This is a genomic window from Sphingopyxis sp. (genome assembly GCF_025869345.1).
Classification (GTDB): Bacteria; Pseudomonadota; Alphaproteobacteria; order Sphingomonadales; family Sphingomonadaceae; genus Sphingopyxis.
The window spans coordinates 1-15455 of record NZ_JAOZVW010000026.1; the positions used below are offsets into that span (position 1 = coordinate 1).

The following is a 15455-nucleotide window of genomic DNA, read 5'->3' on the forward strand; positions in this document are numbered from 1 at the left end:
TCGAGCGAAGTCGAGACACCCATCGGCCTTGCGTGACGCCGATGGGTGTCTCGACTTCGCTCGACACGAACGGGATTGGGGCTGGCTTCAGGCTGCGACATGCGCGTCGAACCAGCCGATCAGGTCATCGAGCACGGCACCCTGTTCGGCCTCGTTGTAGATTTCGTGGAACAGGCCCGGATAGATTTTCAGCGCCTTGTCCTGCGACGACACATGATCGAACAGATAGCGCGAACCCTCGGGCGCGGCGAGGCTGTCGGCATCGCCGTGCTGGAGCAGGATCGGGAGCGTGATCTTCGGCGCACCCGCCTGCGCGGCGGCCATCGCGTCCATGAACTCCTTGCCGAGCCGCGCGCCGATCTTGCCGGTGTAGACGAGCGGATCGGCGAGATAGGCGGCGACCACCGCAGGGTCGCGGCTGACGCCGTTCGCGTCGAGCGCCAGCACGCCGAGGCGCGGAAAGAAGCGCGACAGAAAGCGGCTGATCCAGACGGTGAAACGCGACGGCGGCGCACCGGGAACGATCGCGGGGCCCGAGAGCGCGGCAGCGGCGAAGGCATCCTGCCGCTCGATCAGGAACAAAGTCGCGATCAGCCCGCCCATGCTGTGGCCGAGAAGCAGGCGCGGCGCACCGGCGTGGTTGACCTCGACCAGAGTCAGCAGCTCGGCCATACCGTCGGTGAACGCCGAGAAACGCGGCACGAAACCGCCCTCGCCGTCCGACCGGCCATGACCCCAATGATCGACCGCGTAAACGGCATAGCCGGCATCGGTCAGCCGCTTCGCAACATGCGCATAGCGCCCGGCATGTTCGGCATAGCCATGCGCGAGCAGCACCACCGCCTTCGGCGCTCCTTCGGGAAGCCAATGGGTGACGTGCAGCTTCGTCCCCGCGCCGGCCGACCCCGGCGGCAGCATCACCGCGGCTGCGCTCAACGGACCGCCTGCTTCAGCGCCGAGGCGCGGTGGCCGGGGCCGTCGTCGCCCGCCTTGTCGATCTTCGCCAAAATCGCATCGAGCGCTCGGCTGATCGCGGTCTGGGTGCGCACCATCTCGACCTTCGGCCAGGCGGTGCGCATGCCGGTGTCGATCAGCTCGTCGATGTCCTCCTGCGCGAGGTCGGAGAGGATCTTGGTCGGCGACCAATATTTAGGCGGGCGGATGATGTTGATGTCGCCGGTATAATCCTGATTGATCACCGAGCGCGCCATGTTCGCGAGGCTGTTGAGCGGCGGCACCATTTCGAGCGGCTTTTGAAAGATCACCATGTTCGCGTTGAGCCACGCCTTGAAGGTCGCCATCGACGCATGTTGGATGGCCTCGAGCGGCGCCATCTGCTTGCGCGTGTCGGTCGCGAAGGGCAGCGCGAGCGGGTTCGCCTGGCTGACGATATGATGGTTGACGCCGTAGAGGCGTTCGAGCCGCTTGGTCGGGATGTCGTGCGTCACCGACCCGTCGACCCAGCGCCGGTCGGGCTGATAGGGAACGCGGTTGCCGTCGTCGTCGCGCGCCATCAGCATCACCGGCGGAAAGACGCCGGGCACCGCGCACGACGCCAGCACCGCCTCGCGAATCAGCACGTTGGGTGCGGTGATCGCGTTGAGCAGCCGGCCGTTCTGATGCTTTTCGGCGGGCGCGACCGAGACGTTGAGGTGACGCCCGCTGATTTCATAGGCTTCCTGAAAGGTCAGATCGGGGATCAGATCGGCGAGCCGGTCGCGCACCGCGTCGGTCGCGAGGCGCTTGCCCGCCGGGTCGCGCGCCGGGTTGGCGAGCCGGCTGCTCTCGAGAAAGGGACCGACGTCGGCATTCTTGCGGGTGCAGACGATCGCCGCGACGATCGACCCGCCGCTCGACCCCGCGAGGATGTTCGGCAGCACGCCCTCGTCCCATAGCGCCTTCACCACGCCGACGTGGAAGAAGAGGAAGCTGCCCGAGCCCGAGAGCAGCAGCGCCGAGCGGCCGTAGCAATGCTGCGCGCGGCGGAAGAAATCGCGCTTTTCCTCGCGCGGGATCGACCGCGACGCGGCGATCCTGTCGAGCGCAGCGACGACTTCGGCGACATAGGCCTCGATCAGCTTTTTCGTGCCGAAGCGCGCCTTCTGATAGAGGCGCTCGTGCCCCATGCCGTCGATATTGCCGTGGATGCCCTCGTTGAGGACGAAGAGCAGCCCCTTGACGTCGTTCGCCGCCGACAGCGCGCGCAGCTTTTCGAGCCGGGCGCGGATCGCCTTATGGTCGAAATGCTGGCTGTCGTCGGCATCGCGCCACGCCTGCATCCCCGATTTGGCGTCATGCGCCTGCGCGGCCTTGGCCCAGGCGGCATAGTCGGGCGCTTTGGCAAGCTCGGCATCGGCGCTGAGCGTCGGGGCGAAGATCATCCGGTTATCCTGTGTTGTTTCATTTTGGGCGATTCTTGCGGGTTACGTTGCCTTTGGCAACTGTTTTGACACCCTCATTCCAGCCCACGTCACCCCGGACTTGATCCGGGGTCCCGCTTCCCACCGCCGCTGAGCGGGACCCCGGATCAAGTCCGGGGTGACGAAGTGGGGGGTTTCTTCTTTCCCGCTACCTTCGCTTTGGGCTTGGCGGCGGCTTTCGACGCCGTCTTGGCCGCGCTTTTCGCCGCAGGGACCGGCTTCGCCTTTGCCTTGGGCTTTGCGGGCGGCTTCGGCGCGACTTTCGGCTTCGCGGCCGGCTTATCCGGCTTCGGCGTCGCGGCCATCAGGTCGGCGAAGCTTTCGTCGATGCATTCGCGGAAAAAGGCGATGTCGGGCATGATCGCGCGTTCGCAGATGATCGAGAAGGCAATGCGGCCGTTGTAGCTGGGCGTCGCGACGAACAGCCCCATATTGTTCGCGAGCGGCGCCATGCCGTGTTGCTGGACGAGCTTCGCGCCCGCGAGATAGAGCGGCACCTGCGCGCCGGGCACGTTCGAGATGAAGAGGTTGGTGCCGCGCACCGCGAAGCGTTCGCTGGTCAGGATGCGCGCGACCGCGGCCATCGTCGCGCCGGGAATATGCTGCGACAGGTCGGTCATGATCCGCGCGCTGACGCCCGCCTTCGCCTCCTTCGCCTCGACCGTATAGTCGCGCACCGCCGCGAGCCGTTCGAGCGGACCCTCGATGTCGGTGCGGATCGGCACGCTCATCGCCGACACCTGATTGCCGGGGGTCGACGCCTTGCCCGCGCTCTTTTCCTTGCCGCGGAGGTTGATCGGCGCGACCGCGACGAGGCTTTCCTTCGGCAATTCCTTATGCTTCGCGAGATATTTGCGCAGCGCCCCGCCGACGGTGGTGAGCACGACGTCGTTGACCGTCGCGCCGGGCACCTTCTTGCGGATTTCGGCGACGTCGGCGAGCGCGACCGTCGTCGCATCGAACATCTTGTGCGGACCGACGGGGACGTTGAAGCGGGTTTCGGGGACGCCGGCGGTCATCCCGCCCTCGGTCATCGACTTGCGCGCCGACGCGACGATCGCGGGCGAGACCTTCATCAGCGCGTTCATGAACTTCACCGGCGACTGCATCGACGCCGACCAGGCGCGCGTCATCGTCTCGGCACTCGACGGCGCGCGGCCGAGCTCCTCGACCGGCGGCGGCTCGGGAATCGCGGGCGTGCCCTGCGCGTCGATGTCGCTCATCGCGATGAAGGCGTGCGCGCCCGACGCGCCGTCGACCGCGGCGTGGTGGACGCGGTGGAGCATCGCGAAGCTGCCCTTCGGGATGCCAGGGATGCGGTCGAGCCCTTCGATGATATAGATGTCCCAAAGCGGCCGGTTCATGTCCATCGGCTTCGAGAACCAGCGCGCGACCGCGATGCAGAACTGCCGCCAGTCGCCGGGTTCGGGCAGGCGCGCGTGGCTCATATGCGCCTCGATGTCGAAATGCTCGTCCTCGACCCAATAGGGATGGTCGAGATCGAAGGGCAGCCGGTGGAGACGGCGCTTGAACAGCGGCGAGGTGTGCACCCGGCTTTCGACGTGGCGGATGATGTCCTTGAAGCGCACGAAGCCGCCCGGCGCGGTCGAGGGGTCGTAGATATAGACCCCCATGATGTGCGTCAGGTTGTTCGCGGTCTGCGTGTAGAGGAACTGGGCGTCCTGCGCGCTGAGTTGTTTGAGCATCCTATCCTCCTAAACCGTCGTCATTGCGAGGAGCCGAAGGCGACGCGGCAATCCAGAGCGTGCGTAAACCGCTCTGGATTGCTTCCCCCGGCTTTCGCCGGGGTCGCAATGACGACGTCGAATAACCCACCGTCATTCGCCCGCCACCGGCAGCCGGTCCGCCAGCGCCGTCGTCGACAGGCGCATCGATTCCATCACATTGGCGAGCCCGCGCAGTTCCGCGAGCAGGGCGCGCCGGGCGGCGAGGCTGTCGGGGGTCGCGGTTTCCGCCAGCCCCATATGCCGCATCAGCGACAGGCCGTTCTCGAAGAGCAGCTTGCCGATCGCCGCCTCGCTGCTGATCCGGCGCAGCAGATAGGCCTGCCGCCCCTCGACCAGCGCCGTGTCGAGCAGCGCTTTCGCATCGACTTCGTCGCCGGGCTTCGCCCGCGCCAGCAGGCCGGCGACGACCGAATAAGCCTCGGCAAAGGGCAGCAGGATCGCGTGGCCGACGACGGGCTGGCAGCGGCGGAGAAGCTGCGCCACCCCGCGGTCGCCGCTCGCGAGGCGGCGGTCCCAGACGGGATCGATGCGCGCGAGTTCGGCCTCGATCGCGGCGCGATGCTCGTCGCGCGGCGGATAGAAGAATTCGAATTTGAACAGGTCGCGCAGCCGGTCGATCTTGGCCCAGAAGGCCGCGGTGACGTCGCCCCTGTCAGCATCGCGAAGCGCGAACAGCGCCAGTTCGATCATCGCGCGGTCGAGGAAATGATGCGCGATGATGTTGCGGTAATAGCTCGCCATCGGATGCTTGGCGGGGTCGATCGAATAGATGGTCTCGCTCCCCGCTTCGTAGCGGGTCAGGAGGCCGCTTTCGACGAGCGTGTCGATGGTCGCCGAAAGCGCGGCATCGCCGCCGCTTTCGAGTTCCCGGCTGAGCCGGATGTCGCGCGCGCGCGCCCAGCCGGTGATCGCGGCGGTCGCCGCGACCAGCTCTGCGGCGGTCGCGCCGCGCGGCGCGAGGCCGAGGAGGATCAGGCACATCAGCGAGGTGACGGTGAGCGGCGTCACGCGATTCGCCTCGACCGCGACCGCGAAGGCGATGCGTTCGAGCGCGCGCTTGTCGTCGGCATCGGGCGCCTGCTCGATCACCACCGGATCGCCGATGTCGAGGCGGATGCGGCCCGACGGTTCCTTGAGGCTCTTTATATAGCCGATGAACCAGCTCAGCGATTCGGGCTTCTTGGCCCGCCCGGTCTGTTCGGCGGCATATTCCTCGACATCGCGGATCAGGTCGAAGCTCGTCACGAAGGGCACGAAATGGATGCCCCGCGTGCCCGTGGCGTGCGCGGCGTCGAGAACATATTTCATCAGGCCGTATTTGGGCGGCATCAGCTTGCCCAGCCGCGAGCGAGTTCCCTCGAACGCCCAGCTCAGCGGGAAGCGCTTGGCGAGCAGCCACGCGATATAGTGGCGCAGCACCAGCTTGTAGAGCGGCTGATCCTGAAAGCTGCGGCGGATGAAGATGATTCCCGAACGGCGGAAGAATTCCCCCATGATCGCGAAGTCGAGGTTCGCGCCGCCGAAGCTGTGCAGCATCGGCATGTCATTCTCATAGGTGAGGCGGCTGGGGGTCGCGCCGTCGATATAGGTCTTGTGGGTGAAGAGGATGCAGGTCGGATGTTCGCGCAGGACCGAGCGCAGCTTGGCGAGCTCGGCGGCGTCGACCTCCATTTCGGGCTCGTAGCCGCCGAACATCATGCGGTCGAGCCGCGCGCGCAGGTCGAGGAACAGCGCGGAGGGCCGCGCGATCACCTCCTTCATCAGCGGTCGCGCCTCGCGGTAGAGATCGGCCACGGGGCGGCCGAGCTGGCCCGACAGCTCGGCGAGCGCGGCGCGGAACTTGGGGTTGGTGCGCAGGCTGTCGGCGACGAAGCGCGGCACCTTGTAGCGGCTGCCCCTGATGCCGCGCTCGGCGACGTCGAGCGCAAGCGCCGCCTGCCGCGCGACGAAGCCCGCGAATTCTGGGCTGTCGGCGCTGGCGCCGTCGCCGCCACCCGTCTGTGCGCAGAAACGGTCGCGCAGCGCGTCGAGCGTCGCGGCCTCGCCGACGAGAATCTGCGCGCGGCGCCGGTCGCGCCAGAGGATGGCGCGCGCGCGGAGCGGGCCGGGGTGGCGCGGGTCGCCGAAGATCAGGTGGCGGAACTTGAGCGCGCGGCCGCGGTCGAAGGCGGGCATCCGCCACGCGACGCGCAGCGGCACTACCTGCCGCGACGGCGCCCCGTCGAGCCGCGTCCGCAGCGCGTCGACCGGCAGCGCATGGTCGCCGTCCTCGATGTCGAGGCTGGCCCAGGCGGGCGCTTCGTCGCCTGAGGTGGAATGAATCCAATCGAGCAGGATACGCCGTTCGATCCCGTTGCGGGCATCGATGATATAAAGCCGGTCGGCCGCCTGCTCCGCCATGATCGGGGTGCGGGGCGTTCCGTCGGCCATCGCTTACACCCCCTTCGTCATTGCGAGCGAAGCGAAGCAATCCAGGGTTGAGCAGACCGCTCTGGATTGCTTCGCTTCGCTCGCAATGACGATATGGGCCATGCGCTAGGCTTTCCTTTCCTTTCGGGGAGAAGCCTTCTTCTTCGCGGGCTTCGGCTCGACCTTCTTTTCAGCCTTCTTCGCCGGCTTGGGCGTAGGCGCCGGCGCGGCCACCTCCCCCTCTTCTTCCGCCTGCCCCAGCGTGCGCAAGAACATGTTGCGTACCTCGCGGACATGGGCGTTCAGCGTTCGAACGCTCCATGCCGATGTATCGACCGGCGGCAGCACGGTGACGCGCACCGTCGCGGGGCGCATCACGAATTCGTTTTTGGGCGCGACGTCGGTCGCGTTGTGGATGACGATCGGGACCAGCGGCACGCCTGCCTGCATCGCCAGATGAAAGGCGCCCTTCTTGAAGGGTTCGAGCCTGGGGGTCAGGCTGCGCGTTCCCTCGGGCGCGATGCAGATCGACTTGCCTTCCTTGCGGATCGCGTCGACCAGCGGCTCCATCGCCTTGATCGCGCTCTTGCCGTCGGCGCGGTCGACGAAGACGGTGCCGCCCCATTCCATCAGCTTCCCCAAAATGGGGATGTCCCTGATCTCCTTCTTCCCCACCCCGCCCATGTCGCGGCGGATGAGCTTGGCGAGGATCATCACGTCCGCCTTGCTCTGATGGTTGAAGATGAAGACGCAGGGGCGCGACGACCAGAGATGGCGCTCGTCCTCGACCTCCAGCTCGACCCCGGTGATCGCGGTCGCGAAGTCGCCGAACAGGCCCATCGAGAAATTGACCGCCTCGCGCTGCGAGCGCGTCAGTGCCCAGATCGGCAGCCCCGCGGCAAAGGCGCCGATCAGCGAGCCGGTCGCATAGATGGTGCGCGTATAGTCGATCCACGACGGCGTGCCGCGGCTCGCAAAGCGCTGGACGGGCCAGTTCCGTTCGTCGGCGATGCCCTTCAGCTTCATGTTCGGATTGAGCGGGCGCGGCTTGCCGACGCGTTCGAGCAGTTCGATATCGTCGTCGCTGTCCGAATAGAAGAAGCTCTGATCGAGATCGAGGCCATATTCGGCGGCAAGTTCCTCGGCCGCGAGCACCTTGCCCTCGCCGAAGCACAGAGGACGGACGATCTCGCCGGTGAAGACGCCGTCCTCTATCTCATAGGCCGAGCATTTGATGTCGGTGATGCCGAGGTCGCGCGCGGTCGGTTCGATCTGATAGATCGTCGCCGACGAGATGATCGCGACGCGGTGCCCCTTCGCCTGATGCGCCTCGATGATCGCGCGCGTTTCGGGATAGATTTTGCGGGCGATGTGCTTCTTGTAAAGCTCCTCGCCGAACTGGGTGAAGCTCTCCTCGTCGACGCCCTTCATGAATTTGGCGGCGGCCGACATCAGGCCGGAGAAGCCGATGTTGCCGAGGCTGTGCTGCGCGACGACCTGCGCGGTCTCGGCGATCTCCTCGACCGACATTTCGCGGCGCTGGAATTTCTCGCGCAGCATCGCGGTCGCGGAGTAGCCTGAGATGATCGTTCCGTCGAAATCGAAGAGCGCGGCGATATGCGATCCGGGTTCGGATGCCAGGACTTCTTCCAAATGCGGCTGTGGCCTCGGCACGCGCATCTCCCCACCAGCGGCTATATTGCCGCCTTTCCCTGCACGATGGCAGCAAAGATGGGGTTAATCAATGGCGCACGGATCACCAAAAAGCGCCGCGCTCCCGCGGAGGCGGGAGCCCATCTCCGGCTGGCGCCAGTTTGAACCGACCGGAGATGGGTCCCCGCCTTCGCGGGGACACGCGGTCTTTTTCCATCAAGGTTTGAGCGCCGCCGCCTCACGCGCCAGCGTTTCGATCTTCGCCGGGTCGAGCGGCCCTGCGGGCACCACCCAGCTCCCGCCGACGCAGAGCACTGGATCGAGTGCGAGCCAGTCGGGCGCGGTGGCGGCGCTGATGCCGCCGGTGGGGCAGAAGCGCGCGTTGCCGAACGGCCCCGCGAGCGCCTTCAGCGCCGGGATGCCGCCGCTGGTCGCCGCGGGGAAGAATTTGAAGCGCGATAGGCCGAGGTCCATGCCGCGCATGATGTCGCCGGCGTTGGCGGTGCCGGGAAGAAAGGGAATGCCGCTCGCCACCGCCGCCTTGCCGAGAGTGTCGGTGAGGCCGGGCGAGACGATGAATTCGGCGCCCGCGTGGATCGCGCCCGCCAGCATCGCGGGATCGAGCACCGTGCCCGCGCCGACGACCGCGCCCTTCACCGCCTTCATCGCGGTGAGCGCGTCGAGCGCGGCGGGGGTGCGCAAGGTCACTTCGAGCACCGGCAACCCGCCCGCGACGAGCGCTTCCGCCATCGGCACCGCATCCTCGACGCGGTCGATGACGATCACCGGGATGACGGGGGCGACGGGTCAGGTCACGGTCTCCATCGCCGCCAGAATCGCCGAGCCGCCCTTCTCCGCCTCGTCGGCATGAAGGCGGAACAGCGCGAACAATTCGCGGCCGACGCCGAGCGCGGACGGCGGCGGCGCGGCGGGCGCGCGCGACGCCCATTCGGCTTCGTCCACCAGCGCCGTCACCTCGCCCTGCACGGCGCAGACACGCACCCTATCCCCATCGCGCAGATAGGCGAGCGGGCCGCTCACCCCGTCGATGCCGGGCAGCGCCTCGGGCGACAAATGGATTACCGCGGGCACCTTGCCGCTGGCGCCCGACATGCGGCCGTCGGTGAGCAGCGCGACGCGATAGCCCTTGTCCTGCAACACGCCGAGTGCGGGGGTCAGCTTGTGGAGCTCGGGCATCCCATTGGCGCGCGGCCCCTGGAAGCGGACGACGACGACGGTGTCGCGGTCGAGTTCGCCCGCCTTGAACGCGGTGAGCACCTGATTCTGGTCGTCGAAGATCCGGCACGGCGCCTCGATCGTCCAGCGATCCTCGGCGACCGCGCTGGTCTTGATGATCGCGCGGCCGAGATTGCCCGCGAGCAGGCGCATCCCGCCGTCGGGCGAAAAGGGCGCGGCCACGGGGCGCAACATCGTCTCGTCGCGAGACTCGGCAGGCGCGGCCTGCCAGTGAAGCTCGCTATCCGCCAGCACGGGTTCCGACGCATAATCCGCCATCGTGCCGCCGACGGTCAGGATGTCGCCGTGGAGCAATCCGGCGCCGAGCAGTTCCCTGACCACGAAGCCGATCCCGCCCGCGGCGTGGAAATGGTTCACGTCGCCCGCGCCGTTCGGATAGACGCGCGCGAGCAGCGGCACCGCATGGCTCAGCTCGTCGAAATCCTGCCAGTCGATGACGATCCCCGCCGCGCGCGCGATTGCGGGCAGATGGATCGCATGATTGGTCGAGCCGCCGGTCGCGAGCAGGCCGATCATCGCGTTGACGATCGCCTTCTCGTCGATGCAGCGCGCGAGCGGGCGGTAATCGTCGCCGGCCCAGCCGATCCGGGTCAGCCGGTGCGTCGCGGCGCGGGTGAGTTCCTGCCGCAACTTGGTGCCGGGATTGACGAAGGCGGCGGCGGGGATGTGCAGCCCCATCAGCTCCATCATCATCTGATTGCTGTTCGCGGTGCCGTAGAAGGTGCAGGTGCCCGCGCCGTGATAGCTCGCCGCTTCGGCCTCCAGCAGTTCGTCGCGGCCGACCTTGCCCTCGGCATAGAGCTGGCGGACGCGCTGCTTTTCCTTGTTGGCGAGGCCCGACGGCATCGGCCCGGCGGGGACGAGGATCGCGGGCAGATGACCGAAGCGCAGCGCGCCGATGAGGAGGCCGGGGACGATCTTGTCGCAGATGCCGAGCAGCAGCGCCCCCTCGAACATCGCATGGCTGAGCGCGATCGCGGTGCCCTGCGCGATGGTGTCGCGGCTGAACAGCGACAGGTCCATCCCCGCCTGCCCCTGCGTCACCCCGTCGCACATCGCGGGGACGCCGCCCGCGACCTGCGCGGTCGCGCCGGCCTCGCGCGCGAAGAGTTTGATCTGTTCGGGATAGCGGCCATAGGGCTGATGCGCCGAAAGCATGTCGTTGTACGCGGTGACGATGCCGATGTTCATTTCGGCGCCCGAGCGGATCGCGGGCTTGTCCTCTCCCGACGCCGCGAAGCCGTGCGCGAGATTGCCGCACGAGAGGGTGCCGCGATTGGTGCCGGCGTCGCGCTGGCGCTGCATCAGGTCGAGATAGGCGGCGCGGCGCGGGGCGCTGCGGGCGATGATGCGGTCGGTGACCGCGGCGATGGCGGGGTGGAGGTCAGTCATAAATTTCTCTCGTCGCCCCCGCGAAGGCGGGGGCTGGCAAAGTAGCGCAAGGCCGATGGCGGCCCCCGCCTTCGCGGGGGCGACGTGTTATCCTCAATCATGCCAGCTCGCTCCGTCGCGTTCGATCAGCGCGATCGCGCTCGACGGCCCCCAGCTTCCGGCGGTGTAGCTTTGCGGCGCCAGATCGACCTCGGCCCAGGCGCCGAGGATCGAGTCGATCCATTGCCATTGCGCCTCGACCTCGTCGCGGCGCACGAACAGGGTCTGTTCGCCCTCGATGAAATCGAGCAGCAGCCGTTCGTAGGCGATCCGCCGCCGTTCGCCCGCGAAGCTGTGCGAGAGCGAGACGTCGAGCGTGACCTCCTTCAATTTCACGCCATCGCGGTCGAGCCCCGGCTGCTTCGCCATCACCTTGACCCGGATATTCTCCTCGGGCTGCAGATTGATGATCATCATGTTCGCATCGAGCTTTCCCGCGCCGCCGCGCGCGAAGATATTGTGCGGCACCGGCTTGAACTGGATCAGCACCTCCGACTTGCGCTCGGGCATCCGCTTGCCGGTGCGCAGATAGAAAGGCACGCCCTTCCAGCGCCAATTGTCGATATACGCCTTGAGCGCGACGAAGGTTTCGGTGTTCGACGGATGGCCGAGTTCGTCGGCATAGCCCGCGACCGCCTGTCCGTTCACCGCGCCGCTGCTGTATTGTCCCTTGACGCTGTGCGCCTTGACGTCGGCCGCGCTCATCTTGCGCAAGGACCGGAGCAGCTTGACCTTTTCGTCGCGCACCGCGGTGGAGGACACGCTCGCGGGCGGCTCCATCGCGATGATCGCGAGCAATTGGAGCATATGGTTCTGCACCATGTCCTTGAGTGCCCCGACGCCGTCATAATAGGAGACGCGGCCTTCGAGGCCCACCGTCTCGGCGACGGTGATCTGGACATGGTCGATCGCCTGCGCGTTCCACAAAGGCTCGAACAGCATGTTGGCGAAGCGCAAAGCGAGGAGGTTCTGGACCGTTTCCTTGCCGAGATAATGGTCGATGCGGAAGATATGATCCTCGGCGAAGGCATCGCCGACCTGCTCGTTGACCGCGCGCGACGAGGCGAGGTCGTGGCCGATCGGCTTTTCCATCGCGATGCGGCATTCGGCGCAGGCGATCCCCGCGGCTTTCAGCCCCTGCGCGATCGGTCCGAACATCGAGGGCGGGGTCGAGAGATAGGCGCCGAGCGGGCGGCCGAGCCGGTCACCGAGCAGCGCGGCCAAATCGTCGTAGCCGGTGCCCGCGCCGGCATCGACGGGGCAATAGTCGATGCGTTCGAGGAAAGCCGCGATCTCGGCTTCGTCGAGCCGATCCTCGGACAAATGATCGGCCAGCGCCTCGCGCACCATCGCGTGACAGCCGGCGCGGTCCATCTTCGAGCGCCCAGAGGCGACGATCGTCAGGGCGTCGACGAGCAGCCCGTCGACGTGCAGATTATAAAGCGAGGGAAAAAGCATGCGCTGCGCTAGGTCGCCCGTCGCGCCGAACAGGATCAGGGTTTCGACTTTCACGCTCACTTGGGTTCCCTTCGTAGCTCCGGTGGATTGGAGAAGGCTGGCGATGAATGCAACGCGCATACGTAGGCCGCATACGATGTCCGCTCTTGGCAAAATCCCCGCATTTGCCATAGGGAGCGGCGATGTCCGACAGCACACAGCCCTATGATGTCATCGTCGTCGGCGGCGGTGTCAATGGCGCCGGTATCGCGCGCGATGCCGCGGGGCGCGGCGCACGAGTGCTGCTGATCGAGCAGGGCGACCTGGCGCGCGGCACCTCGTCAGCGTCGACCAAGCTGATCCACGGCGGATTGCGCTACCTCGAACATTATGAATTCGGCCTGGTGCGTGAGGCGCTGAAGGAACGCGAGATATTGTGGGGGATCGCGCCGCACATCATCTGGCCGCTGCGTTTCGTCCTCCCCTATCGCGCCGGGCTCCGCCCGCGCTGGCTGTTGCGGCTCGGCCTCTTCCTCTACGATCATATCGGCGGGCGCAAGAAATTGCCCGCGACGCGCTCGATCGACCTGAGGCGCCACGAAGCGGGAAAGCCGCTGCAACCGCAATACGAACATGCGTTCGAATATTCGGACGGCTGGGTCGACGACGCGCGGCTGGTGCTGCTCAACGCGCGCGATGCCGCCGACCGCGGCGCGCGGATCAGGACGCACACGCGCGCCGAACTGATGCGCGTCGAGGACGGGCTGTGGGTCGTCGAGGCATCGGACGATCGCGGCCGCAGCTATCGCTTCACCGGACGCAGCCTCGTCAATGCGGCGGGTCCGGCGGTGCTCGACCTGCTCGCCCGCGCCTCCGCCCCGCCCGACTATCAGATGCGGCTCGTGCGCGGGTCGCACATCGTCGTGCGCCGGAAGTTCGAGCATGCTTACGCCTATTTCTTCCAGCTTCCCGACGGGCGCATCTTCTTCGCCATTCCCTATGAGCGCGATTTCACGCTGATCGGCACCACCGATCAGGACCATGACGGCCCGCTGGGCGACGTCCGCGCGAGCGCCGAGGAAATCGCCTATCTGTGCGAAGGGGCGAGCGAATATTTCCGCGAGCCGGTCACGCCCGCCGATGTCGTCTGGACCTATTCGGGGGTGCGGCCGCTGATCGAGGACGGATCGGGACGGCCGGAGGCGGCGACGCGCGGTTACCGGATCGACGTCGATCTGGAGGAAGGCGCGCCGCTGCTGACCGTCTATGGCGGCAAGATCACCAGCTATCGCCACGTCGCCGAACATGCGGTCGATGAACTGTCGGACCATCTGGAGGCGGTGTCGGTCAAGCGCTGGACCGCGACCGCACCGCTACCCGGCGGCGATTTTCCGACGAGCGGCGCCGCGGCGCTCAAGGCCGAATATAAGCTTGCCCATCCCTTCCTGTCCGCCGCGACGGTCGACCGGATCGTCAAGGCCTATGGCACCGACGCGCGCCGCTGGCTCGGCGACGCCGATAGCTGGGACGCGCTCGGCGGTGAGATCGCGCACGGGCTGAGCGTCGCCGAGGTTCGCTGGATGGTGACGCGCGAATGGGCGCGCACCACCGACGATGTCCTCTGGCGCCGCAGCAAGCTGGGACTGCATTTCACGGAGGAGGAGGCCGCGCGATTGCAGAGCTGCCTCGATGCGGTCGGGCCGGCGCCGCCGGAATAAGCAGCGTCATTGCCAGCGCTGCGAAGCAATCCAGAGGTGCGTAAACCGCTCTGGATTGCTTCGCTGCGCTCGCAATGACGAAGTATCAGGCGGCTTCCGCCTCCGCCGGCAGGCGGATCATGTAATCGAACGCCGACAGCGCCGCCTTCGATCCTTCGCCCATCGCGATGACGATCTGCTTGTAGGGCACGGTCGTGCAGTCGCCCGCGCCGAAGATGCCCGGCTGGCTCGTCTCGCCGCGATGATCGACCTCGATCTCGCCGTGGCGCGACAGGGTGACGCTGTCCTTCAGCCATTCGGTGTTGGGGACGAGGCCGATCTGCACGAAAATGCCTTCAAGCTCGATCTGGTGCAGTTCGTCCTTGCCCCGGTCCTTATAGGCGAGCCCCGTCACCTTCGCGCCGTCGCCGAGCACTTCAGTGGTCAGCGCCGAGGTGATGATCTTGACGTTCGGCAGGCTCGCCAACTTGCGCTGGAGCACCGCGTCAGCGCGAAGCTGGCTGTCATACTCGATCAGCGTCACATGCGCGACGATCCCCGCGAGGTCGATCGCCGCCTCGACGCCCGAATTGCCACCGCCGACCACCGCGACGCGCTTGCCCTTGTAGAGCGGGCCGTCGCAATGCGGGCAATAGGCGACGCCCTTGTTGCGATAGGCGTCCTCGCCCGGCACGCCGAGCTGGCGCCAGCGCGCGCCGGTCGAGAGGATCACGGTGCGCGCCTTGAGCGACGCGCCGCTCGCCAGGCGAACCTCGTGCAGGCCGCCTTCTTCCGCCGCCGGGATCAGCTTTTCGGCGCGCTGGAGGTTCATGATGTCAACATCATATTCGCGGACATGCTGTTCCAGCTGCGCGACGAGCTTCGGCCCTTCGGTGTGCTGGACCGAGATGAAATTCTCGATCGCCATCGTGTCGAGCACCTGCCCGCCGAAGCGTTCGGCGGCGATGCCGGTGCGGATGCCCTTGCGCGCCGCATAGATCGCGGCCGCGGCACCCGCCGGGCCGCCGCCGACGACGAGCACGTCGAACGCATCCTTGGCGGCGATCTTCTCGGCCGCCTTCGCCTCGGCGCCGCTGTCGAGCTTCGCGAGGATCTGTTCGAGTTCCATGCGCCCCTGACCGAAAGTCTCGCCGTTGAGGAAGATGGTCGGCACCGCCATGATCTTGCGATCCTCGACCTCGGCCTGGAACAGGCCGCCGTCGATCGCGGTGTGAGTGATGCGCGGGTTGACGACGCTCATCAGGTTGAGCGCCTGCACGATGTCGGGGCAATTCTGGCACGACAGCGAGAAATAGGTTTCGAAATGATAGTCGCCGTCCAGCGCGCGGACCTGCTCCAGCACCTCGGGCGCGACCTTCGGGGGATGCCCCCCGACCTGCAGC

General features: G+C 66.8%; 10 protein-coding genes. 1 reads left to right on the forward strand and 9 read right to left on the reverse strand.

What is annotated here, in order from left to right:
- Nucleotides 1-87: 87 nt before the first annotated feature.
- From OJI97_RS02915 to zwf, 8 genes are all read right to left on the reverse strand, one after another.
- Nucleotides 88-936 (reverse strand): alpha/beta hydrolase, encoded by an 849-nt coding sequence (locus tag OJI97_RS02915; protein WP_297660982.1) that lies wholly within the window; start codon nt 934-936, stop codon nt 88-90.
- Nucleotides 933-2381 (reverse strand): DUF3336 domain-containing protein, encoded by a 1449-nt coding sequence (locus OJI97_RS02920; protein WP_297660984.1) that lies wholly within the window; start codon nt 2379-2381, stop codon nt 933-935. Before OJI97_RS02920 ends, OJI97_RS02915 begins: the two co-directional genes overlap by 4 nt.
- A gap of 146 nt (nt 2382-2527) precedes the next feature.
- A complete protein-coding gene (locus tag OJI97_RS02925; RefSeq protein ID WP_297660986.1) occupies nt 2528-4126 on the reverse strand; it encodes a wax ester/triacylglycerol synthase family O-acyltransferase in 1599 nt (532 codons plus the stop codon).
- A 132-nt stretch (nt 4127-4258) separates the two neighbouring features.
- Entirely contained in the window at nt 4259-6598 is a 2340-nt protein-coding gene (locus OJI97_RS02930; protein WP_297660988.1) for a glycerol-3-phosphate 1-O-acyltransferase, read from the reverse strand.
- A gap of 105 nt (nt 6599-6703) precedes the next feature.
- Nucleotides 6704-8230, reverse strand: coding sequence for an HAD-IB family hydrolase (locus tag OJI97_RS02935; RefSeq protein WP_297660990.1), 1527 nt, complete (start codon nt 8228-8230; stop codon nt 6704-6706).
- A gap of 216 nt (nt 8231-8446) precedes the next feature.
- Nucleotides 8447-9022 carry a bifunctional 4-hydroxy-2-oxoglutarate aldolase/2-dehydro-3-deoxy-phosphogluconate aldolase gene (eda, locus tag OJI97_RS02940; protein ID WP_297660999.1) on the reverse strand — a complete coding sequence of 192 codons (576 nt, stop codon included), beginning with the start codon at nt 9020-9022 and terminating at the stop codon, nt 8447-8449.
- Nucleotides 9023-9037: 15 nt separating this feature from the next.
- Complete coding sequence (edd, locus tag OJI97_RS02945; protein WP_297660992.1) at nt 9038-10879, reverse strand: phosphogluconate dehydratase; 1842 nt, start codon at nt 10877-10879, stop codon at nt 9038-9040.
- A 93-nt stretch (nt 10880-10972) separates the two neighbouring features.
- On the reverse strand, nt 10973-12376 hold the full coding sequence (gene zwf / locus OJI97_RS02950) for a glucose-6-phosphate dehydrogenase (protein WP_297661002.1): 1404 nt from the start codon (nt 12374-12376) through the stop codon (nt 10973-10975).
- Between the two features lie 182 nt (nt 12377-12558).
- Here zwf and glpD point away from each other — a divergent pair, with 182 nt between their 5' ends.
- Nucleotides 12559-14073, forward strand: coding sequence for a glycerol-3-phosphate dehydrogenase (glpD, locus tag OJI97_RS02955; RefSeq protein WP_297660995.1), 1515 nt, complete (start codon nt 12559-12561; stop codon nt 14071-14073).
- 85 nt (nt 14074-14158) lie between these two features.
- Here glpD and ahpF read toward each other — a convergent pair.
- The coding region (ahpF, locus tag OJI97_RS02960) for an alkyl hydroperoxide reductase subunit F (RefSeq protein WP_297660997.1) at nt 14159-15455 on the reverse strand (1297 nt) is incomplete at its 5' end.

Coding starts and splice junctions, on each gene's coding strand:
- OJI97_RS02920 (WP_297660984.1), bottom strand. CDS start 2,381: ATGATCTTCGCCCCGACGCTCAGCGCCGATGCCGAGCTTGCCAAAGCG.
- OJI97_RS02925 (WP_297660986.1), bottom strand. CDS start 4,126: ATGCTCAAACAACTCAGCGCGCAGGACGCCCAGTTCCTCTACACGCAG.
- OJI97_RS02930 (WP_297660988.1), bottom strand. CDS start 6,598: ATGGCCGACGGAACGCCCCGCACCCCGATCATGGCGGAGCAGGCGGCC.
- edd (WP_297660992.1), bottom strand. CDS start 10,879: ATGACTGACCTCCACCCCGCCATCGCCGCGGTCACCGACCGCATCATC.
- zwf (WP_297661002.1), bottom strand. CDS start 12,376: ATGCTTTTTCCCTCGCTTTATAATCTGCACGTCGACGGGCTGCTCGTC.
- glpD (WP_297660995.1), top strand. CDS start 12,559: ATGTCCGACAGCACACAGCCCTATGATGTCATCGTCGTCGGCGGCGGT.